At 65.0% G+C, this 25580-nt stretch carries 25 protein-coding genes; 13 read left to right on the forward strand and 12 right to left on the reverse strand.

From position 1 onward, the window contains the following. Together VLR48_RS00110 and VLR48_RS00115 are read right to left on the reverse strand one after the other, a co-directional pair. The coding region (locus VLR48_RS00110; RefSeq protein ID WP_325289837.1) for a hypothetical protein at window positions 1-396 on the reverse strand (396 nt) is incomplete at its 3' end. 179 nt (window positions 397-575) lie between these two features. Further along, entirely contained in the window at window positions 576-1376 is an 801-nt protein-coding gene (locus tag VLR48_RS00115; protein ID WP_325289838.1) for a Cof-type HAD-IIB family hydrolase, read from the reverse strand. 166 nt (window positions 1377-1542) lie between these two features. On the opposite strand from VLR48_RS00115, the gene VLR48_RS00120 reads away from it, so the two are divergent. Genes VLR48_RS00120 through serS form a run of 4 tightly spaced genes read left to right on the forward strand, consistent with a single transcriptional unit; the run spans window position 1543 to window position 4088 of the window. Beyond that, window positions 1543-2121, forward strand: a complete 579-nt coding sequence (locus tag VLR48_RS00120; protein ID WP_325289839.1) for a class I SAM-dependent methyltransferase — start codon at window positions 1543-1545, stop codon at window positions 2119-2121. Window positions 2122-2128: 7 nt separating this feature from the next. Next, window positions 2129-2503, forward strand: a complete 375-nt coding sequence (gene crcB, locus VLR48_RS00125; RefSeq protein ID WP_325289840.1) for a fluoride efflux transporter CrcB — start codon at window positions 2129-2131, stop codon at window positions 2501-2503. Beyond that, window positions 2500-2820, forward strand: a complete 321-nt coding sequence (locus VLR48_RS00130) for a DUF190 domain-containing protein (RefSeq protein ID WP_093035048.1) — start codon at window positions 2500-2502, stop codon at window positions 2818-2820. Before crcB ends, VLR48_RS00130 begins: the two co-directional genes overlap by 4 nt. After that, complete coding sequence (gene serS / locus VLR48_RS00135; protein WP_325289841.1) at window positions 2814-4088, forward strand: serine--tRNA ligase; 1275 nt, start codon at window positions 2814-2816, stop codon at window positions 4086-4088. The genes VLR48_RS00130 and serS overlap by 7 nt, the downstream gene beginning before the upstream one ends. 161 nt (window positions 4089-4249) lie before the next feature. Here the strand turns inward: serS and VLR48_RS00140 are convergent, their stop codons facing one another. After that, window positions 4250-5269, reverse strand: coding sequence for a helix-turn-helix domain-containing protein (locus VLR48_RS00140; RefSeq protein ID WP_325289842.1), 1020 nt, complete (start codon window positions 5267-5269; stop codon window positions 4250-4252). 346 nt (window positions 5270-5615) lie between these two features. Here VLR48_RS00140 and VLR48_RS00145 point away from each other — a divergent pair, with 346 nt between their 5' ends. From VLR48_RS00145 to VLR48_RS00170, 6 genes are all read left to right on the forward strand, one after another. Further along, the gene (locus VLR48_RS00145) at window positions 5616-6692 is read left to right on the forward strand and encodes a SphA family protein (protein ID WP_325289843.1); all 1077 of its coding nucleotides are present in this window, start codon (window positions 5616-5618) and stop codon (window positions 6690-6692) included. Between the two features lie 113 nt (window positions 6693-6805). Next, a complete protein-coding gene (locus VLR48_RS00150) occupies window positions 6806-9208 on the forward strand; it encodes an arylsulfatase (protein ID WP_325289844.1) in 2403 nt (800 codons plus the stop codon). Further along, window positions 9205-9462 (forward strand): hypothetical protein, encoded by a 258-nt coding sequence (locus VLR48_RS00155; RefSeq protein WP_325289845.1) that lies wholly within the window; start codon window positions 9205-9207, stop codon window positions 9460-9462. The genes VLR48_RS00150 and VLR48_RS00155 overlap by 4 nt, the downstream gene beginning before the upstream one ends. A 144-nt stretch (window positions 9463-9606) precedes the next feature. After that, window positions 9607-11985: an arylsulfatase gene (locus VLR48_RS00160; RefSeq protein ID WP_325289846.1), complete on the forward strand. Its 2379-nt coding sequence runs from the start codon at window positions 9607-9609 to the stop codon at window positions 11983-11985. A 173-nt stretch (window positions 11986-12158) separates the two neighbouring features. Next, a complete protein-coding gene (locus tag VLR48_RS00165; RefSeq protein WP_325289847.1) occupies window positions 12159-13727 on the forward strand; it encodes a DUF3300 domain-containing protein in 1569 nt (522 codons plus the stop codon). 101 nt (window positions 13728-13828) lie between these two features. Then, window positions 13829-14809 carry a DUF2950 domain-containing protein gene (locus VLR48_RS00170; protein WP_325289848.1) on the forward strand — a complete coding sequence of 327 codons (981 nt, stop codon included), beginning with the start codon at window positions 13829-13831 and terminating at the stop codon, window positions 14807-14809. Between the two features lie 102 nt (window positions 14810-14911). Here VLR48_RS00170 and VLR48_RS00175 read toward each other — a convergent pair whose 3' ends face one another. Further along, window positions 14912-15271 (reverse strand): hypothetical protein, encoded by a 360-nt coding sequence (locus tag VLR48_RS00175; protein WP_325289849.1) that lies wholly within the window; start codon window positions 15269-15271, stop codon window positions 14912-14914. A 249-nt stretch (window positions 15272-15520) separates the two neighbouring features. Continuing rightward, complete coding sequence (aqpZ, locus tag VLR48_RS00180; RefSeq protein ID WP_325289850.1) at window positions 15521-16258, reverse strand: aquaporin Z; 738 nt, start codon at window positions 16256-16258, stop codon at window positions 15521-15523. Window positions 16259-16501: 243 nt separating this feature from the next. Between aqpZ and VLR48_RS00185 the strand changes: the two genes are divergently transcribed. Further along, window positions 16502-17812, forward strand: coding sequence for an alpha/beta hydrolase (locus VLR48_RS00185; protein WP_325289851.1), 1311 nt, complete (start codon window positions 16502-16504; stop codon window positions 17810-17812). Between the two features lie 229 nt (window positions 17813-18041). Here VLR48_RS00185 and tsaD read toward each other — a convergent pair whose 3' ends face one another. From tsaD to VLR48_RS00220, 7 genes are all read right to left on the reverse strand, one after another. Beyond that, window positions 18042-19085, reverse strand: coding sequence for a tRNA (adenosine(37)-N6)-threonylcarbamoyltransferase complex transferase subunit TsaD (gene tsaD / locus VLR48_RS00190; RefSeq protein WP_325289852.1), 1044 nt, complete (start codon window positions 19083-19085; stop codon window positions 18042-18044). A gap of 271 nt (window positions 19086-19356) precedes the next feature. Then, complete coding sequence (thiO, locus tag VLR48_RS00195) at window positions 19357-20454, reverse strand: glycine oxidase ThiO (RefSeq protein ID WP_325289853.1); 1098 nt, start codon at window positions 20452-20454, stop codon at window positions 19357-19359. Beyond that, window positions 20451-21395 carry a 4-hydroxy-3-methylbut-2-enyl diphosphate reductase gene (gene ispH / locus VLR48_RS00200; RefSeq protein ID WP_325289854.1) on the reverse strand — a complete coding sequence of 315 codons (945 nt, stop codon included), beginning with the start codon at window positions 21393-21395 and terminating at the stop codon, window positions 20451-20453. The genes thiO and ispH overlap by 4 nt, the downstream gene beginning before the upstream one ends. Window positions 21396-21429: 34 nt before the next feature. Continuing rightward, complete coding sequence (locus VLR48_RS00205; RefSeq protein ID WP_325289855.1) at window positions 21430-21963, reverse strand: peptidylprolyl isomerase; 534 nt, start codon at window positions 21961-21963, stop codon at window positions 21430-21432. After that, on the reverse strand, window positions 21960-22733 hold the full coding sequence (locus VLR48_RS00210; RefSeq protein ID WP_325289856.1) for a hypothetical protein: 774 nt from the start codon (window positions 22731-22733) through the stop codon (window positions 21960-21962). The genes VLR48_RS00205 and VLR48_RS00210 overlap by 4 nt, the downstream gene beginning before the upstream one ends. A gap of 85 nt (window positions 22734-22818) precedes the next feature. Continuing rightward, window positions 22819-22956, reverse strand: coding sequence for a hypothetical protein (locus VLR48_RS00215; RefSeq protein ID WP_175534674.1), 138 nt, complete (start codon window positions 22954-22956; stop codon window positions 22819-22821). A gap of 312 nt (window positions 22957-23268) precedes the next feature. Beyond that, window positions 23269-24441: a class I SAM-dependent methyltransferase gene (locus VLR48_RS00220; RefSeq protein WP_325289857.1), complete on the reverse strand. Its 1173-nt coding sequence runs from the start codon at window positions 24439-24441 to the stop codon at window positions 23269-23271. Between the two features lie 96 nt (window positions 24442-24537). Here VLR48_RS00220 and VLR48_RS00225 point away from each other — a divergent pair, with 96 nt between their 5' ends. Next, window positions 24538-25035 carry a DUF2452 domain-containing protein gene (locus VLR48_RS00225; protein WP_325289858.1) on the forward strand — a complete coding sequence of 166 codons (498 nt, stop codon included), beginning with the start codon at window positions 24538-24540 and terminating at the stop codon, window positions 25033-25035. Continuing rightward, window positions 25032-25580, forward strand: a 549-nt coding sequence (locus VLR48_RS00230; RefSeq protein WP_325289859.1) for a heme-binding protein, incomplete at its 3' end; no start/stop codon positions are given. The genes VLR48_RS00225 and VLR48_RS00230, both read left to right, overlap by 4 nt.

Consider the following 25580-nt stretch of genomic DNA (forward strand, 5'->3'; position numbering starts at 1 on the left):
GCTGCGTCGCAGCAGATCAAGCTCGACCGGCGGAAGGTTTCTCGCCTGGGTCAGATCGATGAAGCTGCTGCCGTGTGCTTGTGCCGTCTCGAAGGGCGGATCGAGACTCGTAAAGCGGGCGAGGAAGACCTCGGTGCGCTCCTCGCCTGCGGCGATCTCGCAACGAAACCCCGGCTCCATCTCCAGACTGCCGCTCGGTAGACCCAGATGGATCTCGGCGTCGCGCAGGACCAACGCGGGGTGGGTCACGACCTTCGGCGAGCCCCCGCCGCCCTCGTCGACGGCGGCCTCGTCCGGCAGGGCCGAGAAGCCGCAGACGCCGCCGTAGGGCAGCCTCAAGAATCGGGTGTGGGCACTGGTCGATTGCTTGTGGTACATGATCAGGCGCGGAGCCATCGGCGGATTCCCCTTCGGCGTTGAGTCCGGCGAGACGCCGGCGTGAGGTCGTGCAACGGGTTTCGATGCCGAAGCAAACACTGCGCCGAATCGCCGTCATACCGACGTACGTCGAATGGAAGTGGCGGCCCGCCGCGACCGGTATCGGGGCGAGGAGGATGGAGAACCGCCGGCTCGGCTCAAGGACCGATGGGAAACAGGCTCTCCAGGTAGCGGGCGACGGACTCCTCGCGGTTGCTCCCGATCTGCTCGAGGTGCGGCAGGGCGTCCTTCAGTCGCGGGTCGGCGTTGGACATGAGGATGCCGGTCCCTGCCAGGCGGAGCATCTCCAGATCATTCATCCCGTCGCCGAAGGCGATGACCTCGGAGAGTGCAAAGCCGAGGTACTCGGCAACCCTGGTCAGCGCCGCTCCCTTGGAGACGCCTCGGGCCATCACCTCGAGGGTTACCGGCAGGGAGAATGTGGTCGACAGGCGATCCCCGTAGCGCTCCAGAATCAGGCCCTCCAGTCGTTTCAGCTCGGCCGGCTCCGCGAAGAAAAAGACCTTGATGACGTCGTCCGGGGACATGGTGCCGAAATCGGTGACGCGGTAACGGAATCCGGAGTCTTGGTGGTAGCGCAGCAGCTCGGGTTCCGCGCGCTCCACCAGCCAGTCCTCGCTGCGAAAGACGTTGACGTGGACACCTTGGAATGAAGCGTCTCCGGTCAGGTAGCGGACGCACTCGGGCTCGATCCGAGCGAAGAGCACCGGTTGCGCCCGGCGGTCGTGAATGGCCGCACCGTTGGACGAAATGAGGCCACCGCTGCCGCCGAGCTGATCGGAGAGCGCGCGGATGTCCTGAAAGTGCCGGCCCGAGGCCAGCATGACCTCGACCCCCTGTTCACGCAGCCGAGTCAGCACCGTTCTGGAGTAATCCCCGAGTCGGTGCTCCGGCGTGAGGAGGGTGCCGTCAAGGTCGCAAACAATCAGTTTGTACATGTCCGGTCCTGCGTGGCGGTTGCGGGTGCCTGTGTGCTCCCGCAGCCGATCGTAAGGGATACGGCCGTTCCCGGGGTCTGTCTTGTGACGGGGCCTGATGTAAGATTGCGGGCGATTGCCCCTCCCGAGCCGTTGCCGCCGAATTTTACGCTGATCGATTCAAACAATGCCGAGACTCGACAACACCAGCTTCTATTTGGACTCACTGACGTCCCATGGCGAGACCGCCAAGGGCGTGCAGTGGCAGTCGACGCAGTCCCAAGAGCTGCGCTTCAAGGTGCTGCGCAAGCTCCTGCCCGAGGATCTGTCCGAGTCGACCCTGGTCGACGCGGGCTGCGGGTTCGGCGATTTCCATCGCTATCTCGATCGATGCAACAGCCTGCCCGGACGCTACATCGGATTGGACGTGATGGAGCGGATGGTCGAGGTGGCGCGTCGTCGCACAGGATGCGAGATCCGCATCTGCAATGTGCTGGAGGATCGGCTCCCGAGCGCCGACTACTATCTTTGCAGCGGTGCCATGAACAATCTCACCCGCGAGGAGACCTGGGAGTTTATCCGGCGTTGCTTTGCGGCGTCCGGACACGGGTTTATCTTCAATCTGTTGAAGGGAACCGACGGTCCGGGCAGCTACAACTATCAGCAGCCGCGCGATCTTGTCGCCTTGGCCGATGAACTGGGTGCGGAGCCGCGCTTGGAGGAAGGCTATCTGTCCGGTGATTTCACCATGGCCTTTCTGAAGTAGGCATCGGATGTTGCATCTCATCGCGATCGCGGCAGGCGGCGCGCTCGGCTCCTTGGCCCGCTACGGGATGTCGAGCGCCGTCTACGCGTGGCTCGGCCGGGGATTTCCCTGGGGGACATTGGCGGTCAACCTGCTCGGCTCCTTCCTGATGGGGCTCTTGTTTGTTGTCTTGATCGAGCGCTTGAGTTGGGCGCCGGAATGGCGCGGCGCGATTCTGATCGGCTTTCTCGGTGCCTTCACCACCTTCTCCACCTTCTCGATCGAGACGCTTAACCTGTTGGAAGAAGGGGCCATGCTGGCCGCCTTCCTCAACATGGTCGTCAGTGTCTGGCTCTGTGTTCTGCTCTGTTGGGCGGGGATTATCCTCGGGAGGTCGCTATGAGTCGGGTCGAGGCGCTTATGGTTCGGATCTATCTGTCCGAATCCGATCATGCCCTCAAGGCATTGCTTGCCTGTCTGCACGACGATCTCGGCGTTCGAGGGGTGACCGTCATGCGCGGGATCGAAGGGTACGGGGTGTCCGGAAAACGGCACGGGGCATCCCTGATCGATCTCTCGCTCGATCTGCCCTTGGTGGTGGAGTTTTTCGATCGGCCCGAGAAGGCCGCGTCCGCTATCACGCGCATTGAGCACTTCGTTCGGCCGGGTCATATCGTATCCTGGCCGATTACTGTCGAATTCGAGGAATCCGAATGTTAGATCCACGCCTGCTGCGGACCCAGTTGGACGAGGTTGCCGCGCACCTGTCACGTCGCGGTCTGGTCCTGGATACCGCGCGCATCGAGTCGTTGGAGTCCGAGCGCAAGGGCTTGCAGGTCGAGGTCCAGTCGTTGCAGAACGAGCGCAACACCCGCTCGAAGGCGATCGGGAAGGCCAAGGCGTTCGGTGCGGACATTGCGCCCTTGCTGGCCGAGGTCTCGGACCTGGGCGAGCGTCTCAAGGCATCGGAGGTGCGGCTCGAGGAGATCCAGGCGGCGGTCGAGGAGATCGCCCTGGGGCTGCCCAACCTGCCGGATGCGAGCGTCCCGGACGGGCGCGACGAGCGCGAGAATCGCGAGGAGCGTCGCTGGGGCGAGCCGCCGAGCTTCGGCTTCCAGCCGCGCGATCATGTCGATCTCGGGACCTTCAAAGGTTGGATGGACTTCGATCTTGCCGCCAAGCTCGCGGGATCGCGCTTCGTGGTGCTGTCCGGCCCGCTGGCGCGTCTGCATCGGGCGCTGATCCAGTTCATGCTCGACACCCACACCGGGGAGCACGGCTATACCGAGGTCTACGTGCCTTACCTGGTCAACGCCGAGAGCCTCTACGGGACCGGCCAGCTCCCCAAATTCGAGCAGGACCTCTTCAAGGTCCCGGGCGAGCGCGATCTTTATCTGATCCCGACCGCCGAGGTGCCGGTCACCAACCTGGTGCGCAACCTCATCCTCGAGGCGGGCGAGCTGCCGCGCAAATGGGTCGCTCATACACCCTGCTTCCGCAGCGAGGCCGGCTCCTACGGCAAGGACACCCGCGGGATGATCCGCCAACATCAGTTCGAGAAGGTCGAGCTGGTGCAGGCCGTGCGACCTGAAGAGTCGCTCCAGGCCCTGGAGGATCTCACCCGGCATGCCGAGTCCATCCTTCAGCGTCTCGGGCTCGCCTACCGCGTGGTCTCGCTGTGCTGCGGCGATCTCGGTTTCTCATCGCGCAAGACCTACGATCTGGAGGTCTGGCTACCGGGTCAGGAAACCTATCGCGAGATCTCCTCCTGCAGCAACTTCGGCGACTTTCAGGCCCGCCGACTCCAGGCCCGCTGGCGCAATCCCGAGACCGGCAAACCGGAGCTGCTCCATACGCTCAACGGCTCCGGCTTGGCGGTCGGTCGTACATTGGTCGCCCTGTTGGAGAACTACCAGAAGGCGGACGGGCGGATTGTCATCCCCGAGGTGCTGCGGCCTTACATGGGCGGCCAAGACGTCCTGGGGTAAGGTCCGCTCGAGACACGAGGCTCGGCGAAGGGATCGAAGCCGCCGCCGCGAGAATAAGCAATGTGGGCACGCGCCGGCCCTCCCGCGCCGCGCGTGCGCTGTCAATCAGGCATCGTCGATGTCCTTCGTCCGGCACCGTCTAAATCAGGACAGCATGTCGTTCAAACGAGCAAGCTTGCACCCGTATAGAGACGACGCCGGGTCAGTGTGGCAGAGGGTAACTCGCCGAAGATCGTCCGGTATTCCGCGGCGAAGCGGCCGAGCTGATAGAAGCCGAGGGTCATGGCGATCTCCGTCACGGTCGCGCCCCCGGGCTGCGCTGCGAGCAGGGCCCGGCGCGCGGCATGCATCCGCAGCCGGCGGATGAATTCCATGGGCGAGGTTCCGAGCCGCTCCTGGAAGGCGTATTCCAGGGTGCGCTGACTGACCCCGATCTCGGCGCACAAGGCCGGGGCGCAAAGGCTGCCGAGGTCCGCGGCGCGCATATACTCGATGGCTAGATCGAAGCCACGCCGGCGCCGTCTCGCTCCTTCCACCGACGGCCCGGGCACCGCCAGGCACAGGGTGCGCAACAACCCTTCCAGCAAGTCGCACTCCAGAGCGTCCACGGCGGAGGGATAGGCCAGTAACCGGGCATCGGCGTGAACCCGGTCCAAGATGTGCCGTAACCAGATCCCGAGGATGCGCCGCTCTCGCGGCACGGTCGGCAGCACCCGCTTGAGGGCGCATCGCTCGATCGCCGATGCGGTGAGTGGAGCGAGTTGTTCGCGCATCCAGTCCAGGCGCACCAGCACGATCACATGGTCCTGCCCGGCATCGATACGGGCATCCAGTGCACCGGGCAGGGTTGCGGGCATGCCCTGCTCGGGCAGCGCCGCCCCCCAGTAATGCGAGCCCCCGCCCAGGCGGATCGGCACCGTAAAGCCGAGCATACCCGGCGGACTCATACCCTGAACGTGCAGGGAACCGAGGAAGGACTCCCGATAGAGCAGCCAGTTAGGGGTGACCAGGGCCTGCTTGCGGTTGCGGAAGGGACCGCCGCCGAGGGGTGAGGCGAGCAGTTCCCAGGGGCGCGATGCACTTTCCCAGACGCAGGGGTCGTCGATGTCCTGAACGGCGATGAAGGCCCCGGGCATGAGCTCCGCCGAGCCGCTGGCCGATGTTTGTACAGGCGTCTCCAACGGCTGCTCCTCGCGTTTCGGAAATTGCAAAGACCGGGCGCTAGGTTTGCCCGGGCGTTCCCGTGAAATTCGAGCAAGCACACTCGGCGAGGTGCCCGGCCGTCTCGCGCGCAGCCGGCAATCCCCCGCCCCGCCGAATCCATCCGGGCCGAATCTGCCCCGGAAAGCATCGTGCCCCTCTCCGCTCATTTTGCGCTAAACGGATAGCGAGCGAGCAAAACAATAACCTAATCTCCGATTCGCCATACCGAGGAGGCTGTCCGGTGTCTCGGCGTCACCTGACGCAGTCACCCGGTCGGCTTTCCGAATCCCCGACCCTCCCAACTTGACGAGGAGCCCAGCATCCATGACGCAAGCCCTGGACCCGTGGAATCCCGCGGCGCACCGTCCGGTCTGCGCTAATGCCGCGCACTTGCGAGGCGCGCGCGACGGGGACGACGAGCCCTTGCGGTCGAGGCCCGACATCGCGCCCCCGTACCGGCGCCGGGCGTTGGTGCTTGGACTCGCTACGCTCGCGGCGCTGACCGGGGAATCCACGTCCGTCGTCGGCGGGGAGGGCGGTACCTCGCACGTGATTCCGGGTGCCAATGCAACGCTCGCGGATCTTCCGCCGACGACGCCCGGCGTCTTCTTCAAGCCGATGTTCTTGCGCTACCAGGGCGAGGCCTCGGCCCAGATCCCCACGGCGGCCGGCATCGTGGCGAACGTCCACGCGACGGTCGAAACCTTGATTCTCGGGGGCGGCTACACCGTCCAGCCGACGCTGCTCGGCGGTGCCCGTTACAGCGTAGCGGCCTTCCTGCCTTATTCCTGGATGGATATTTCGGCGGACTCCGAGGCGCTGGGCGGCATCGGGGTGCAAAGCCGCGTATCCGGCTTCGGCGACCTGACGGTCGTGCCGGTCATGCTCGCCTGGAAGCCGAGCGATTGGCAATACGATTTTCTGCTGCCGATCTATGCGCCGACGGGCAGCTACGAGCTCGGCCGGCTCGGCAATCCGGGGCTCAACTACTGGACCTTCGATCCCATCGTCGGTGCCGCGTACTCCGGCGCAAAGACCGGACTGAACGCGGCGATCCATCTGGGGTACGCGATGAATACCGAGAATCCCGATACCGACTACCGCAGCGGGGACTTGCTGCATGTCGACGCCTCGGTGCAGCAGATCTTTCCATTGGGCTCGGGCTACCTGAATGTCGGCGCGGAAGGCTGGTACTTCCAGCAAGTGACGGGCGACACTGGATCGGGTGCGCGGCTCGGCGACTTCGAAGGCCGCACCGCGGGCATAGGCCCGGTGATCGGCTACATCCAGCCTCTGGGCCAGCAGAAGCTGGTGCTGGAGCTCAAGTGGCTGCCGGAGCTCGAAACCCGGAATCGCCTGAACGGCGATTACCTCTGGTTGAAGGCGGTTTACAAGTTCTGAAGGGCGGCCGGGCTCTGCGTGCCGCCCATCGCCGAAATACGCCGGAGATCCGCCGAATGGCTGGTCCCGCGACGCCACCGATCGGCCCCTGATCATCATCGAGAGAAGACCCAATGAGATCGATTCGCTTCGTTCGACCGCGCCTGTTCGGCCTGACGCTCTTTGCCGCCTGCCTGGGCCTGGTGTTGGGCAGTCTGCTCGCGGTACCGGCAAGGGCCCAGGAGGTCCTGCCTTTTCCACCCACGCCCTCGGCCTCCACCCCCGGGCTGACCATGCAGGACTCCATCTACCAGAAGCGCGTGGAGCCCCGACGCCTGGCGGAGGGCGCGCCGAACATCCTCGTCATCCTGATGGACGACGTGGGGCCGGCCACGCCCTCGACTTACGGGGGCGAGATCAATACGCCGACGCTGGATCGTGTGGCGAACATGGGCATTTCCTACAACCGCTTTCACTCGACGGCCATGTGCTCGCCCACGCGGGCCGCGCTGTTGACCGGGCGTAACCATACCCGCGTCGGCAATGGTCAGATCGCCGCGCTTGCCAATGACTTCGACGGCTTCAGCGGCAAGATCCCGAAGACCTCGGCGACCGTCGCCGAGGTGCTGAAGAACTACGGGTACAACACGGGCGCCTGGGGCAAGTGGCACAACACGCCCGAGGAGGATGTCACCAACAAGGGCCCGTTCGACTATTGGCCGACCGGCCATGGCTTCGAATACTTCTACGGCTTCCTCGCCGGCGAGGCGTCGCAATACGAGCCGCAGATGGTGCGCAATACCACCCTGGTCACCGAAGAGCATCAGCCGGGCTACCACCTCTCCGAGGACATTGCCGACGACGCCATCGTTTGGCTGCGCGAACAAAATGCCTACGCCCCGGACAAGCCATTTTTCATGTATTGGGCTCCGGGCGCATCCCACGGCCCGCACCAGATCACGTCGGAATGGGCCGACAAGTACAAGGGCAAGTTCAATGACGGCTGGGACAGGTATCGCGAGCGTGTCTTTGCCAACGCCAAGGCCAAGGGCTGGATCCCGCAGGATACCCAGCTCACGCCGCGCCCCGCCTCCCTGGCCGCCTGGGATTCGATTCCCGAGGATGAAAGACCATTCCAGCGCCGCTTGATGGAGGTGTTTGCCGGCTTCACCGAGCATGCCGACTTCAACGCCGGGCGCGTGATCGCGGAGATCGAGCGCCAGGGCAAGCTCGACAACACGTTGATCTTTTATATCTGGGGCGACAACGGCTCATCTGCCGAAGGCCTATACGGCACCATCAGCGAACAGCTCGCGCAGAACGGGATCCCGACCACGATCGCGCAACATCTCGAGGCCCTGGACGAGCTGGGCGGGCTGGATGCGCTGGGCGGACCCAAGACCGACAACATGTATCACGCCGCCTGGGCCTGGGCGGGCAGCACGCCATACAAGTCGACCAAACTCGTCGGTGCCCACTTCGGCGGCACACGCCAGCCCATGGCGGTGGCCTGGCCCAGGGGCATCAAGGCCGACGCCACGCCGCGTGCGCAGTTCCACCATGTCATCGACGTTGTGCCGACGATCTACGAGGCAACGAAGATCACGCCGCCCAATATGGTCAACGGCTTTCCGCAGGACTCCATCGATGGCGTCAGCATGGCCTATACCTTTGCCGACAACGGGGCCAAGGGTCAGCGCAGGACACAGTTCTTCGACATCATGGCCAGTCGGGGGATTTATCACGACGGCTGGTTTGCCAGCGCCATGGGCCCACGCGAGCCCTGGGTGGGCGGCATGCCGAAGGGTGCCAAGGAATGGTCGCCGGAAAAGGACCAATGGGAGCTCTACAACCTGAACGAGGACTGGAGCCAGGCCAACGACCTCGCCGGCAAGATGCCGGACAAGCTCGCGGAAATGAAAGACCTCTTTCTGATCGAATCCACCAAGAACAAGAACCTGCCGATCGGCGGCGGCCTGTGGTCCACCGCGCTCATGCATCCCGAGGATGCGCCGCGGTCCGCTATCACCGAATGGACCTTCGAAGGCGCCATGACTCGGATGTCGGAGTCCGCCGCGCCGAAATTGGGGATCGTCGATACCCTGGTGAGCATGGAGCTGGACCTGCCGGCAAACGCCAATGGCGTGCTCTATGCCGTCGGCGGCTTTGGCGGGGGCCTGACGTTGTATGTGAAAGACGGTGTGCTGAATTACGAGTACAACCAGTTCGAGGTCCTGCGCACGAAGATCCAGTCCAAAGGCAAGCTCCCGACCGGCAAGGCGAGGCTCGAAGTCGAATCGAAGCTGGCCGAAAAGGTTGGAGGGCCGATGGACATCACACTGAAGGTGAATGGCGAAACGGTGGGTCAGGGTCGGGTGCCGACCGCCATATCGTTGCACTTCACGACGAATGAATCCTTCGATATCGGCAGCGATACCAACTCGCCCGTGTCGCTGGCCTATTTCGCCCAGGCGCCCTTTGCCTTCACCGGCACCATCGGCACAACGAAGGTCACCTACACGGAGAAGACGCGATGAAAACCACTGCCACTGCACTCGCCCTGACCCTGTCCGTCGCGACAGGCATCGCCGCCGCCGGTCCACTGGACCCCGACTGCACCGCGGAGAAGGCGGCAAAGGGCGCGGCCGCCAAGGCGACGGTCGGGGTCGGCGGGCGCTGCTCGCCCGCCGAGGCCGCCAAGGATTCGGCCAAACGCGCAGCCGGTGTCGAGGACAAGGGACCGCTCGACAAGCACCGCGATGAAGGGTTGGTCAAGAAGGCCGTGAAATAACAACGGATCACTGACGGACCAATCGTCGGCGCCACCATCGCCGGTCTTGTCTATCGTCTCTTCGAGTCCGAAACCAAAGCATGATTGTCCGCAATCGCGGCATCGGAATCGGCAGCCCCACAACCTGATGAAACGGGAGATGCGATGAACGTCAATGTCCTGCTGATCGCCGTGCTGTGCGGCCTCGCGTCCCTCGGGACAAAGGCGGCTGGTGCGGCCGACTCCGCGCCGATTCCGTCGGACGGCTCGGTATTGCCCTTCCCGCCGACCCCATCGGCCAGCATCGCCGCTCCGACCTTGCAGGAATCCACCCACCAGCGCCGAGTCGAGCAGAGCCATCTGCCCGCGGATGCTCCGAACATCTTGATCATCCTGCTCGACGATGTGGGCTTCGGCCTCGCGGACACTTACGGCGGGCCCATCCATACGCCGACCCTTTCCCGCATCGCAGGCGAGGGGATCAGCTACAACGCCTTCCACACCACCGCGATCTGCTCGCCCACCCGGGCGGCGCTGCTCACGGGGCGCAACCACCACCGTGTCGGCTCCGGAACCATCGCCGAGCGCGCGGTGGATTGGGACGGCTACACGGGCGTGATTCCGCGAACGTCCGCGACCCTGGCCAAGGTGCTCGGGGAATACGGCTACAAGAGCGCCGCCTTCGGCAAGTGGCACAACACTCCCGCCACCGACACGACGGCCATGGGGCCCTTCACCCTCTGGCCGACCGGCGAGGGCATCGGCTTCGATTACTTCTATGGCTTCCTGGCCGGGGAGACCTCCCAGTGGGAGCCGCGCCTGGTCGAGAACTTCAACGCCATCGAGCCGCCCCACGACGCGACCTACCACCTCTCCGAGGATATGGCGGACCAAGCCATTGACTGGATGCGCAAGCACCGTGCGTTCGCCCCGGACAAGCCCTTCCTCATGTACTGGGCCCCAGGCGCGGGCCACGGGCCGCACCATGTCGCCAAGGCATGGGCGGACAAATACAAGGGGCAATTCGACGCCGGCTGGGATCAGCTTCGCGAGCAAACCTTCGAACGGCAGAAGGCGTTGGGCTGGATCCCAGCGGACACCAAGCTCACGCCGCGGGCCGAGTCCATGCCCGGCTGGGACAGCATTCCGGAGGCCGAGCGCCCCTTCCAGCTGCGCCTGATGGAGGTGTTCGCCGGCTTCGTCGAGCACGTCGACGTCCAGGCGGGCAAGGTCATCGACGAGTTGGAGCGGCTGGGCATCCGCGATAACACCCTGGTCATCTACATCTTCGGCGACAACGGCTCCAGCGCCGAGGGCCAGCAGGGGAGCATCAGCGAGCTCTTGGCCCAGAATCAGATCCCCAACACCATCGCCCAGCAGCTTGCGGCCCTCGAGCGGCTGGGCGGCCTGGATGCCCTCGGGGGCCCCAAGGTGGACAACATGTATCACGCGGGCTGGGCCTGGGCGGGGGACACCCCCTTCCAACACACCAAGCTGATCGCCTCGCACTTCGGGGGGACGCGCAATCCCATGGCGATCTCCTGGCCCAAGGGCATCCGCCCCGACAAGACGCCGCGGCCCCAGTTTCACCACGTCAACGATATCGCTCCGACCATCTACGAGATCTTGCGCATCGAGCCTCCCGAGGTAGTAGACGGCTTCGCGCAGGACCCCATCGACGGGACGAGTCTGGCCTATACCTTCGGTGAGGCCGAGGCGCCCGGCCGCAAGTCGATCCAATACTTCGACAACAACGGCAGCCGAGGTCTCTACCGGGACGGCTGGTACGCCGGCACCTTCGGCCCGCTGACGCCCTGGCTCAGCGTGAGCCCGGGACTTGCCACCTGGGACCCCAACAAGGACGTCTGGGAGCTATATAACCTCGACGTCGACTTTTCGCAGGCCAACAACCTTGCAGCGCAGGAGCCGCAGCGGCTGGATGCCATGAAGGCCCTGTTTGTCGAGGAGGCCAAGGCGAACGAGGCATTTCCGATCGGTGCGGGCATCTGGCTGCGCATCCACCCGGAGGATCGCATCAAGACGCCCTACAGGAGCTGGCAGTTCGACGCGACCACTACCCGCATGCCCGAGTTCACCGCCCCCGGCCTGGGTCGCGAGAGCAACCATGTGACCATCGACGCCGAGTTCGGGGAGAACGCCTCGGGCGTGCTCTATGCGCTCGGCGGGGCCTCGGGGGGCTTGACCCTCTACATGGACCAGGGCCACCTGGTCTACGAGTACAACATGATGATCATCGAGCGCTATGGCGTCGCAACCGCCGACAAGCTCACCCCCGGCAGGCACCGCATCGAGGTGGACACGACCATCGCCAAGCCCGGCGCCCCGGCCCAGATCGTCCTCAGCGTCGACGGCCGGGAAGTCACGCGGACCACCGTGGCCCGCACGGTTCCCGCCGCCTTTACCGCCAGCGAGAGCTTCGACGTGGGCCTGGACCTGGGCTCGCCGGTGTCGCTCGACTACTTCGACCGACGTCCGTTCGCCTTCGACGGGACGATAGACGCCGTGCGCGTCTCGCTCAAATAGGGATCTTCCCGCCTTCACAACGGATCGTCGCTCATCCGCCGGACGAGTGCATACACGCAAACCCGCGTTTGGACTATAAAGCGGGAAGCAGGAGGCGGAGGCAGGACGCTCTTTCAAGCCGACAGGAACTCAATCCAAGCGCCGGCAAGGCGCCCACCATCGTGAGGACACGCATGCGTAACCTACGACAGCAGCTCGGCCAATTGCTGACCCCGGTCATCGTGGCCGTCTCCATCGGGATCTCGACGCCCCTCGCCCTGGCGGCGGAGGAGGCCAAATCCCCGGTCGATCGCTTTCCGCCCGAGCAGATCGAGCAGCTCGTCGCGCCGATCGCTCTCTATCCCGACGCACTGATCGCGCAGATCCTGATGGCCAGCACCTATCCGCTGGACGTGGTGCAGGCTAAGCGCTGGCTCGATGACCATGAAGACCTCAAGGACGAAGCCTTGGATCGGGCGGTCAAGGAGGAGTCGTGGGACGACAGCGTGAAGGCGTTGGTGTTCTTCCCGAGCGTGCTCGAATTCATGAGCGACAACCTGGACTGGACCCAGGATCTGGGCGACGCCGTTCTGGCCCAGCAAGGCGAGGTCACCGATACCATCCAGCGCCTGCGCGCGGAGGCGGACAAGACCGGGGCGCTCTCCAACACGGAGCAACAGCGGGTCGAGAAGGCCGGCGACACCATCATCATCCAGCCTGCGCAGCCGGAGGTGGTCTACGTGCCCACCTATGACCCTGTGACGGTCTACGGCGAGAGCAATCCGCCGGCTCAGTCCTATTACCCCGATGCCTATGCCGACGCCACCGCCAGCTACCAGTCCGGCTTTGCGGCGGGCCAGGCGGCCGAGGCGTCCTCCTCGAGCGGCATCGGCACCGACAGCCTGATCGGCTTCGGAGTCGGGGCCGTGGCGGGAGGTCTGCTCACCGCGGCCATCATGTGGGACGACGATGACGACTGGAACGATCGACTCTATTACGGCGGTCGCGGCTATTACGGTGCTCCGAGCTACTGGGCTCGCAACGACTACTGGGACAACAACGGTTGGCGGGAGCCGGCCAACATCAATGTCGACCGCAGCCGCAACCTCGACATCGACCGCAACGTCGAGCGCGGCGACATCGAGGTCAACCGCGGCATCGTCGGCAACGACGTCGCGAAATGGGAGCACAACCCCGAGCGGCGCGGCGGCGTGCGCTACCGGGATGCCTCCACGGAGAACCGGTTCGCCGCCAAGCGCGGCGAGGCGACCATCGATCGAGACGATGCGCGCGGGCGCATGAAGAGCACCGACCGTCCGGTCAAGGCCCCGAATCTCGACCAGGTCAGGCGCGAAGGTGCTGCCAGCGGCAAGGTCGCCGCTCGCGCGGATACGCGCCCTGCGGGCGGGGACGCGCGTGCCAAGGTGCAGGCCAAGGCGCCCGCCGCGAAGGCGAAGGCGCCCGCCGTCAAGGCCAAAGCCAAGCCCAAGACGCAAGCGGCCGCCGCGACCAAGCGACCGGTGAATCGCGAGGTCAAACGGCCAGCGGTGGCCCCGGCCAAACGCCCGGCAGCGGCATCGAAACCCCTGGCGCAGCGCCCCGCGGCCTCACGGGCGTCGGCACCCAAGGCCAGTGCATTCAAGGCGAGCAAGCCCGCTGCTAGCCGGGCGGCCAGCAATCGCGGCGGGGCCAGTCGGGCGGCAGCGGGGCAGCGTAGCGGGGGCGGCAAGGCTGCTCGGGGTGGCGGAGGGGGTCGACGCTGATGGCGGCGCCCGCGTGGCGTGTATCCAGATCGCGTCTCTCCTCGCGCGGCGGCCTCGAGCGGCTGTCGCATCACCTTGCCTCTTGTTTCGGAGCTCAGCTCATGAAGACGACCATCGCTTTGCTTGCCTGCTTGCCCCTCGTGCTTCTGATGACCCATCCTCGCGCCGCCGTGGAGGAGCCGACTCCGGCGACTGATTCGGCTCCCGGTCCGGGGGCGGCCGAGGTGTCGGTCCAGCCGCCCATGTCGTTCGAGAACCCGGATGTCGCCGTCATGGCCCTGATCGACGCGGCTGCCTCGGAGGATCGCGGCGCCCTCTTGGATGTGCTCGGATCCGATCTCGACGAGCTCGGCTCCGGCGACCCGGTTGCGGATGCCGCCGACCGTCGGCGCTTCGTCGAGTTGTCTCGAGAAGCGGCTCATCTCGAGGACGAGACCGAGGACAGCGCCATCCTGGTGATCGGGCCCGAGGACTGGCCCTTCCCGATCCCCTTAGCCAAGGGCGATCAGGGGTGGTATTTCGATACGCAGGCCGGGCTCGAAGAGCTGTTGGACAGGCGCATCGGACTCAACGAGCTGCATGCCATCGCGACCGCCCGCGCTTTCGTGGATGCGCAGTTGGAATACGCGGCCGCCGATCCGGACGGCGACGGCATACGGGCCTACGCGGGGCGTTTCTGGAGTAGCGAAGGCACACGGGACGGACTCTATTGGCCGACGAACGAGGACGAGCCCGAGAGTCCCATGGGGCCCCTGGTGGACGATGCCGTCGCGGAGGGCTACGAGGTTCCCGAGGACGCGCATGGGCGGCGGCCTTACCACGGCTATTTCTTCAAGATCCTAACCGCACAGGGACCGAGCGCGCCGGGCGGGGCCAAGCCTTATCTCGTGGATGACAGGCTGACCGACGGTTTCGGTCTGCTCGCGTGGCCTGCAAGCTACGGCAATTCCGGGATCATGAGCTTCCAGGTCAACCAGCGCGGCATCGTTTATCAGGCGGATCTCGGCGAGGACACCGCCAGTGTCGCCGAGGCCATCGACGCCTATGACCCCGGCGAGGGTTGGGAGCCGGTTGTCGATTGACCGAGCCGGCGACCCTGCGTGTCCGATGCGATACCTCCAAGACCGGTCAAGCGTCATCGGCCCAGCACGTTTCGATCGGGTGTGCAGGACTCGATGGGCTGGCTATAGCGATTTCGCGTTCAGCGGCACAAAGGGCATGAGGTGCCCTTCCGTATCCAGGGTCCAACGTGTCCCGTCGGTCGCCGGGATTCCGGTCTCCAGGCGCCAGCGTTCGGGCAGCGGGCGGGGCAGGGCGAGCATGCCGCCGCCCGAGGTGTCCATGAGGGTGAACTCCAGTCTTCCGTTGATCGGATCCTTGATCTCCACGCGCACGCGCCAGCAGCCGTTCCACTCGCGATAGAAGTCAAACGCCAGCTCGACCGGTCCGACGAGCTCCGTTATCAAATTACGAATCAGATTGCGGGCGACATTGACGCGCCGGCGCAGGTCGGTCAAGGGGATCGGAAGCGGTTCCTGCAGCATGCTGTGTCTCGGCCTATGGATGACGACTCATCCTACAGGCGGGCGTCGGGACCGCAAAGCAGTGTCGACGCCGTTCACGTCGAGATCTTCTCCGGCAGATGCTGCGATCGGCAATGGCTCCGTTCGGATAGGATTCAGGGGGAAATGGCCGAGAGCCGGGCGATCGATACCGATCGACCGGCTCTGTCTGTCGACTCTGTTCTTCGGGGCCTTAGCAACTGAAACAGCGGCCTCGAGCCCCTGCGCGCGTCAAGCCGTATGCTTTTGCTCGAACAGACGATACACCACGCCGGCAATCGCCGCGCCGATCAGTGGGCCGACCCAGAACAGCCAGAGCTGACCCGCGGCCTGACCTTGTCCGCCGGTGAGCAGCGCCAACGCGGGTCCGGTGCTGCGCGCCGGGTTGACCGAGGTGTTGGTGATCGGGATCGAGATCAGATGGATCAGCGTGAGCGCCAGGCCGATGGCGAGACCCGCGTGGGTGCCGATGCCGCGCTTGTCGGTCGCGCCCAGGATGATGAAGAGGAACATGGCGGTCATGACGATCTCGGTCACCAGCCCGGCGAGCATGCCGTAGCCTTGCGGCGAGAGGCTGTCGTAGCCGTTGACGGCCAGGCTATTGGCCGCGAGCGTAAAGGTCGCCTGACCCTCTTTGTGAAGCCCCATGTCCGAAGCGATGAACATAATCAGGAAAGCCGCAGCGATCGCACCCAGCACCTGAGCGATCACATAGACAGGCACGTCCGCGAAGGGAAAACGCCCACCGACTGCCAAGCCAAGCGAGACGGCCGGATTCAGATGGCATCCGGAGATATGACCGATGGCATAGGCCATCGTCAATACGGTCAGACCGAAAGCGAAAGAGACGCCCAGGTAACCGATTCCGACATCCGGAACACCGGCGGCAAAGACGGCGGCGCCGCAGCCTCCAAGTACCAGCCAGAAGGTTCCGATCAGCTCGGCGAGCGCGCGTGTCATCAGTGGCATCGAAATATTCTCCGGTAAGATTAAACATGAAAAGGCGGCGTATCATAGTGCCTGTTCGGGTTGCACACTATCTGTTTCTTTGTCTCGATGTTCGCTCTGCCGGTGACTCGATGCCCTGCGTTAAATACTTTCGTTTTTAATGGGATTTCCGCTGTCCGACGTCGGTTTGATGCCGCGTCGGAGGTGGTTGAGATTAACCTTTTTTGAATAGGTATAAGCCGAATGAATCGGACCTTCGCGTGGATGTCGGCCCTCATGCTGACGGTTGCGGTTTTGTCCGGCTGTGCGACCAAGCCCCGGCAGCTGATGCCGACGCCGCTGGTCTATCAAGCGCCGAATGGGCGGGTGCTCTTCGAGCAAATCGCAACCGCGCAACAACGCCCCGAGGTCGATCTGCTCTTCATCACCAATCGGGCGGCGGAGGACGATCCCGAAAGCCGCCTCCCCTATGGGCAGACGCGCCGTAAAGGGATGGTGTTCGGCTCGGCCGAGGTGCGCATGGTCCCCGCGATCGATTGGGAGACCTTGAAGGCACAGAGTCGGCTTGCCGAGCGGACGCGCGAGGTGGCCCTCGAGCTCGGGGCGGTCGAGGAGTCGGGGGCATTCCCGTCCGAACCCTACCGGATTATTCGGGCGGGCGAGAATACGCTAAGGCGGGATCCGATCGAGGTGCGCGAGTTCGACGAGACCAAGGTAGCCTTTCAGGATGAGATCCAGCGTCGCTTGGCCCTATCGCCGAAGAAGGAGGTCATGCTCTACGTCCATGGCTTCAACGAGACCTTCGCCACGGCGGCCTTTACAGCCGCTGAGCTGTGTCACTTCTTCGGTCGCGAGCAGGTCTGCAGTTTCTTTACCTGGCCGGCATCCTCGACCGGGAACTTCCTGATCTCCTATACCACCACCACCGAATCCGCCGAGTACGCGGTCGACCATCTCAAAAAGACGCTGCGCATGATCGCGGCGACACCCGGGGTCGAACGTCTTCAACTGCTCGCGCACAGTCGCGGGACGGCTGTGCTGCTCAATGCCTTGCGGGAGTTGATGATCGAAGCGATTGCCTCGGGAGCGGCCCCGGCCGATGCCTATCGAATCGACAACCTGGTCCTTCTCTCGCCCGACATCGACGTCGACATCGCGGGTCAGAAGATCACCGGTTTCGTCTCGGATCCGGACCTGACCCGCGCGTGGCCGGACAATTCGTTGCCGCGCCTCCTGAATGGTCGGCTGAGCATCTATGCCTCGCCGGACGATCGAGCGCTGTTGGTCTCGCGGATCCTCTTTCGCAGTCGCAACCGCGTGGGCCAGCTACGCCCGGAGGACATTTCCCCCGCGATGCAGACCTATTTCGGGAACCTCGGCCGGGTCGATCTGATTACCTTCACGGGTGAGCGTACCGATCTCTTCGGTCACTCCTACTTTACGACCAACCCAAAGGTCAGCTCGGATCTCGTGCAGTTGGTTCGATTCGGGCGAGGCCCCGGAGATCCCGGTCGTGATCTCTTGCGCACGGGACCGGCAACGTGGGAGTTCAGGGCCGAAACCGATTCGCATTGAACGGTCACCGCGGACCGAAAAGCCCACCTGCGCTCGGCATGTCTAAACCGCGTCCAGAGAGAGGCTCGTTTTCGGTCAGCTCGCCGTTTGCTGCATCCACAATCCTTGGCGGGAAAGCGGTTTAAAATAATATATTATTCAATTACTTAAACCGCGTCGGCTCCAGCGGTGGTCAAATGTCTCGGGGCAGGCCGCATCTAAAAACATCGCATACCGTGCCGGGTGCGGTTTAAGCGGGTTTCAGCTCTTCCATCGGCCAACGCGCCCTGGGCTTGAAGGCGAGCGGTTCGACATGGCCGGCGCGCAGGCGTTGCCAGCCGGCGTAGGCGATCATGGCGCCGTTGTCGGTGCAGAGTGAGGGTCTGGGATAGAAGGTCTCGCCGCCTGCGGCAGCGATGGCGGCGTTCATCCGCTCGCGCAGTCGCCGGTTGGCGCTGACGCCGCCGGCGAGGATCAGGCGTCGATGGCCGGTCTCCTGCAAGGCGCGACGGCACTTGATCACCAGGGTGTCGACGACGGCCTCCTCGAAGGCGCGGGCGATGTCGGCTCGGGCCTGGTCCGGGTCGAGCGCCTCTGGAATAGTTTCGCGAACCGTGTTGAGTGCGAAGGTCTTGAGTCCGCTGAAGCTGAAGTCGAGGCCCGGTCGGTCGGTCATGGGGCGCGGGAAACGGAAACGATCGGGGTTGCCGCGCTCGGCGAGCTTGGCGAGCTCCGGACCCCCGGGGTAGGGGAGATCGAGGATCTTCGCGGTCTTGTCGAAGGCCTCGCCTGCGGCGTCGTCGAGCGACTCGCCCAAGATGCGGTAGCGGCCTACACCGGTCACGTCGACGAGTTGAGTGTGTCCGCCCGAGACCAAGAGCGCCACGAAGGGGAAGGCGGGCGCCGGGTCTTCGAGCAGAGGTGCGAGCAGATGCCCTTCCATGTGATGCACGCCGACGGCCGGGACGCCCCAGGCCCAGGCGAGGCTGCGTCCCAATGCGGCGCCGACCAGGAGTGCACCGACCAGGCCGGGGCCGGCGGTGTAGGCCACGCCGTCGATCGAGGCGGCATCGAGCCCCGATTCTTCGAGCACCTGTCGGATCAGCGGCAGTGTCTTGCGCACGTGATCGCGCGAGGCCAGCTCCGGGACGACACCGCCGTACTGGGCATGGATCTCGATCTGACTGTAGACGGCTTGCGCGACTAGACCGTCGTCGCCGTCGTAGACGGCCACACCGGTCTCGTCGCAGGAGGTCTCGATCCCGAGGACGCGTCTTACGATCCTGTTGGGCACATGATCACCGGTTAATTGGTGCGTTGTGCCGGGCGGGAGCGAGGCACAACGGAACTGTGATAACTGTAGTGCTTCCTGCGTCAGCACAACCACAGAGTAAGGAAGGATTCAAAAACAGCCGAAACATGGATGGGTAGAGCGAAGCGAAACCGATCCAGCCCGCGCCAAGCGCATTAGACCGACACCCGGCAACACGGCGGTTTGGAGGATGGGTTTCTCTGACGCTCTGCCCATCCGTGTTCATCAAGGGGTTCACCGAGTTTCTGAATCGTCACTGAGCGGGTCGGCGCGCTGCATCCACCGCATAAGGGGCCGGATCCAGGATCGGGGTGCGCCCCAGGACCAGGTCGGTCGCGAGCCTTGCAGAAGCAGGGCCGGTGACGAGGCCGTTGCGGAAATGTCCGGCATTGATCACGAGGCCATCCACACCCGGATAGGCCCCGATAAAGGGGATGCCGCTCGGTGAGCTGGGTCGCAGTCCCGCCCAATGGTCTTCGATGGGCGTGCGTTTGAGGACGGGGAACATCTCGAAGGCCGCACGGTAGAGCGCCTCCTTGGCCTCGGCGGTCGTCGTCTTGATGAATCCGGTGTGTTCGAGTGTGCTTCCGAACAACATGCGCCCGTCGCGACGCGGAATGAGGTATTGCTCGCGGTGCAGGGTGATGTGGTTGATCTGGCCGGGCTTGCCGTAGAAGAGGATCATCTGGCCGCGCACGGGCGCGATGTCAGGTGCCTGGCCGAGCTGCTCGAGCAACTTGGCGGTCCAGGCGCCGGTGCAGATGACGACCCGGCGCGCCTCGATGGCGCCGTCCGGGGTCCGTACCCCGGTGACTTGACCGCCGTCGACGAGAAGCTCCAAGACCTCCTCGTTTTCGCGCAGCTGGATGCGCTCTTCGACCGAGCGGCGAACCGCCTTGGTCAGGCGCGGCGTGCGTACCTGTGCGATGCGGGGCAGCAGGAGTCCGCGCGTGAGACCGGGGCCGAGCTGGGGCTCGATCTCGTGCAGGTGCGAGCCTTCGACCATCTCGATGGGTTGGTCATGGCGCTTCGCCCAAGAGACAGCGACCCTGTGCTCCTCCATGTCCAGCACCAGCATACCGCTCAGGGTCAGCTCGGGATCGATCCCGGTCTCCTGCAGGAGCGCCTCGGCCAGCTCCGGATAGGCGTGCTGGCTCCAGGTCGCGAGTACCGTCACCGCCTCCGGATAACGCCAGGGGTAGATCGGCGAGATGATGCCGCCGCCGGCCCAGGATGACTCGCGGCCGGTCTCGCCCATCTCGATCAAGGTGACCTCGGCCCCGGACTCGACCAGCTCGCGGGCGGTCAGGAGGCCGATGATGCCGCCGCCGACGACGAGGACATCGCTCATGTTGCCGCCCTCTCGCCGAGCTCGCGCGGCAAGGGGAAGACGACCTGCTCGCGGATGCCGTCCTGTTCTTCGACCCCGGCGGCGCCCCAGGCTTGAAGCTGCGCGATGACCTGCTCGACCAGCACCTCGGGCGCCGAGGCCCCGGCGGTGAGTCCGACCCGCGGCGAGGCGCTCAGCCACTCTCGGCGGATGTCCTCCGGGCCGTCGATCAGATAGGCGGTGCATCCCTGCTTTTCGGCCAGCTCGCGCAGCCTGTTGGAGTTGGAGCTGTTGGCCGAGCCGACCACCAGCAGCAGATCGCAGCGCGCGGCGAGGTCACGGACCGCGTCCTGTCGGTTCTGGGTCGCGTAGCAGATGTCGCTCTTCTTCGGCCCCTGGATCTCGGGGAAGCGTTCACGCAGTGCGTCGATGATCCCGCTGGTGTCGTCGACCGAGAGTGTCGTCTGGGTGACATAAGCGACCCGCGACGGGTCCTTAATCTCGAGCCCGGCGACGTCCGCGACCGACTCGACGAGATGCATCGACCCGCCGTCGCTCAGACATTGACCCATGGTGCCCTCGACCTCGGGGTGGCCGGCGTGCCCGATCAGGATCACCTCGACCCCGTTCTTGCAGTGCCGTGCGACCTCTAGATGGACCTTTGTCACCAGCGGGCAGGTCGCGTCGAAGACACGCAGGTTTCGGCCTTGCGCCGCGCGGCGCACTTCTTGGGCGACGCCATGGGCGCTGAAGATCAGCGTGGCCCCGTCCGGGACATCGTCGACCTCCTCGACGAAGACGGCACCGCGCCTTTTCAGGCCGTCGACGACGAAGCGGTTGTGCACCACCTCATGCCGGACATAGACGGGCGCGCCGTAGAGCTCGAGCACGCGCTCGACGATCTCGATCGCGCGGTCGACACCGGCACAGAACCCACGGGGATTGGCGAGGAGGATGTTCATAGTGTTTAAAGAATAGGGGATCGGTCGAGAAAATTCACGCCTCGGGGCCACGCTGGAGCCGGGGCTCGGGTTCAGGTTCGGCCACGGACAAGACGCGCACGCGGATCGTCAGGGAGCGTCCGGCGAAGGGATGGTTGAAGTCGACCCGCACGCGATCCGCCTCCACCTCCAGGACGACCCCGCTGGTCTCGTGACCGCCGGGTGTCTCGAAGGCGACGACCAGGCCCGGTATGGGCGCGATTTCGGGCGGGAAATCGCCGCGCTCCATCCAGTGGATGTTGGCCTCGTCATAGGGCGAGAAGAGCTCCGAGCCATGCGCGACGACATAGGTTTCGCTGCCCGGAGCAAGACCGAGGAGTGTGGACTCGAACTCCGCGGTCAGGGTGCCGTCGCCGATGGTGCAGGCAATCGGCTCGGCGTCGAAGGTCGAGAGTGCGACGAAGCCGTCCTGGAAGCGGACCTCCAGATGCAGCTCGACCGCGCTGCCGCGAGCGAGGAGTGCGGTCGTCTCGGTCTCGTGTGCGGCCTTGTCGGCAGCTGGGGTCTCGGGCGGGTCGGGGTCGGTCACGGCGTGCCCCGGGTCTGCTCGGCGGCGATCGTATGCAGGACCGGCAAGTCCAGACCATGCGCCTCGCCGTTGCGGAGGGCTCGGGCGAGGCGGGCCGGTGCGCTTCGACCCATGCAGGCGTGCTCCGGATCGCCGGCGAAGGCGATGCCGAGCGCGGCGAAGAGCGCATCGCGATCGAACCGATGCCCGGTCATGGCCTCCTGAAGATCGATCACCTCGTGGCCGACCTGCTCGGCAAAAGCGCGATGCCGCGACCACAGGGTCTCGACCGTTCCGCCCGTGCGCAGCCCGGCGATATTGGTCGTCAGGATGAAGAGGTTCTTGAGCACCAGCTCGAAGACGAGCTCCTCGGCGCTGCTCAAGCAGTGTGTGGGGATCGCCAGGGTCGCCAGCGCATCGGCCAGCAGATCCGCCTGCGGGCCATAGACCGGGGAGGGGATGATGACCTTGTGGTCGCGCCCCGGCTTCTTCTCGAACCAGACGGAGATCACCGTCGGGTCGGGGCAGTCGGCCCAGTCGCTCGGCAGCAGCTCGTTCTGGAGCAGACCCAGACGCCGCCGCCATTGAGGCGGAACGGCGGCGAGGGTCGCGGCCAGGTCGGCCTCTCCGACAGCGATCAACACCAACTGCGGCTCGGGCAGCTGGGTTGCGGCCGTGACCAAAGAGGCCCCGCGGAGCACGGGGAACACGGGATGTCCGAGCTTGAGCAGGCCGCGCGCGAAAACGCCGCCCATCTCGCCGACACCGACGAGCACGACAGGATGTTTCATCTTTTCGGAGAGCCTCCAGACACCAGCTTCCAGCCGCCGGCCTCGATCGTAGACAGGTGTTGCGGCCCCCCGTGATCGCATGCCATCACAGGAGCTCTTGCGTCACGAACAGATAGCCGAGTGCGGTGACCACCACAAAGATGGTGGCATAGATGAGCAGGATGCAAACCCCCGGGAGATCATTGCAGACCTTGCTGTATCGACAGAGTTTACATCCTCTCATCCTGCTCCTGCTGCCTTGTTTCGGCGGGATGGCCTCGCGGGTGCGGGGCGGGGCTGGTGAATTATCGGGTTTCTCAATCCTGAGTATCCTCACCCAGATCGGAGGCCCGATCAAGGCGTGTCGAGCAGCGATGTAATGGGTCGGCGCTGCGATGCCGTCAATCTTGAGCAAGCCCTCGCAGAATTTTTCGTTGTCGTTGTCGTGTTCGTCCGGAATCCGACAACGACAACGAGCAGAGCCTTCGACCACTCTTCCTGGTTGCGGCTCTGCAGGTAGATCCTTTTCCGGAAATCACCTTGGCGGCGACGCGGTTTAAAGCCTTCCGCTGAGGTCTCGGATCGAGAATCCGCACAGCGCCCCATTGATTCCCTTCGTCAAGCCCATGACTTTGAAACGCTCCCCCATGATCGTCGGCAGGAGCAATTGCTTCGCGCCGGGTGTCAGGTCGAAGGCATCGGGTGCCTCGGAGAGGATGCGGTCGATCCCGCAGCCGATCAGGAAGCTCGCCTGCGTGGTGAACCCGGCGAGGTCGAAGCCCGCGGCGACACCGGCCCCGGCGATCGCAGTGAAATCCACATGCGCGGTGATGTCCTGCAGCCCGATATGGGTGTAGGGGTCGTCGTGGGCCTGGTGGCGCAGGTGGCACATGAGTGTCCCCATGGTGCGGTCGGGCTGGTAGTAGGCCGGACGCGGATAGCCGTAATCGACCAAGAGGACGAGGCCGGCATCCAGCGCGCCGCTCAATGCCTTCATCCAGGGCGGAAGGCGCAGGTTGATCTCCGAGCCGTAACCCGGCACTTGCGCAAACCCCACGGCCTGCAACGCGCCGACGGCCTCGGCGAGCCCGGGTGAACGTGCCGGTGCCGTAACCTCGAGGAAGGCACCGGCGCGCTCGGTGACGAAGACCTCGTTGATTCCGCCGTCATCGCGGATGTTGAAGCGATGCACCGGCATGGCGTCCAGCACCTCGTTGGCGAGGACGACTCCACGCAGGCGACGCGGCAGACGGGTCAGCCAGGCGCAGCGTTCCGCCAGATGCGGTATCCGCTCCCGGATCAGCGACTGTTGGCGCTCTTGAAGATCCGGGCTCGGCTCCAGGATCAGGTAGCGGTCGGGCAGGGTGTCGCGGTGCTCCAGGGTTTTGAGCACCTCGACGGCGAGTGTGCCGGTGCCGGCGCCGAGCTCGAGCAGAACGCCGCCACCGAGTCGTTCGAGCACCTCGGCACACTGGACGGCAAGACAGCGCCCGAAGAGCGGCGAGATTTCGGGCGCGGTCACGAAGTCGCCGTCCCGTCCGAGCTTGATGGCGCCGGCGACGTAGTAGCCGAGACCCGGTGCGTAGAGGACCAGATCCATGAAGCGGTCGAAGGGCAGCAGGCCTCCGGCGGCCGCGATCTCCGTGCGTATGAGCTCGGCGAGTCGGGCCGAGATCTCGGTCGCGCCGGTTCCGTCGGGTCCGCGGAGCTTGTCGGTCGTATCATCCATCGCGAAATCCTCGTTCGTGCTTTTTCGCACGGCGACACTATATCGCCGGGAGGCTGTCGATCCTCGGACGGACGACGAAACAACAGAGACAGGCAGATGAGCAACGACGACAAAGGCGTGCTTCACCGCCGTGGCGCGCACACTTCACCCTATCCGGTCAGCCGCTTGGCCCCGGCCTTCGATTCCGGCGAGCTGGCGAGCGAGGTCGCGCGGGCGGAGTCGATGTTGAGCGCCCGCACAGGTGCGAAGCTTCGGGTCATCGCCGACCAGATCAAGCTGCTTCAGCAGGAGGCGCGCAAGGTCCTTGCGGACGCCAAGGAGGAGCAGACGCTGACCCGTGCGCAGTGTGCCTTCAAACGTATCCCGGGGCGGACCTATCACCTCTATCGCAAGGCGGTCGGCGAGCCATTCTTCTCGATGCTTGCGCCGGCCGAGTGGGGCGGCGAGGTCCCTTACACGTTTCTGGGATCCTACCGGCTCGAAACGGATTATTCCTGGACACCGGCCGACCGAGCCGATCAGCCGGACGACACCGGCGATCTGGTGACTCAACTGCTGCGCATCGGCGGCTTGGCATCGCGAGGCGAGGGATGAAGACGTTCCTGTTGATCGTCGGGGCGGTGGCAGTGCTCGGCATCGTCGCCATGGCTGTCTTCGTCTTCGTGGTTCAGAACGTCGAGACGCCCGACTATGTCGCGGTGGAGAGCGACGGCGCCTTCGAGATCCGGGACTACCCGGCCCTTGTGGTCGCCGAGACGACGCGCACCGGTGCGCGTCGCGAGGCACTCGGCGCCGGGTTCGGGCCGCTCGCGCGCTATATCTTTGCCAAAGAGCGTGCCGGGGAGAAGATCGCCATGACCGCACCCGTCATCCAGCAGCGTCCCGAGGCGCCTGCGGAGCGGATCGCGATGACCGCCCCGGTGATCCAGTCGCCGACGGGAGAGGACGCCTGGTCGGTGCGCTTCATCATGCCCTCCGGCTACAGCCTGGAGGCCCTCCCCGCGCCGGGCAGCTCCGAGGTGCGCCTGCGCGAGATCCCGGCGCAGCGGCGCGTGGCGGTTCGCTTCAGCGGCTCGACCACAGACGCCGCGCTTGCGGAGCAGGAGGCGTCGCTGCGCGCTTGGATGGCCGCGCGCGGC

Origin of the sequence: Thiocapsa sp. (assembly GCF_035467215.1) — a bacterium.
In the GTDB taxonomy this organism is placed as follows: domain Bacteria; phylum Pseudomonadota; class Gammaproteobacteria; order Chromatiales; family Chromatiaceae; genus Thiocapsa.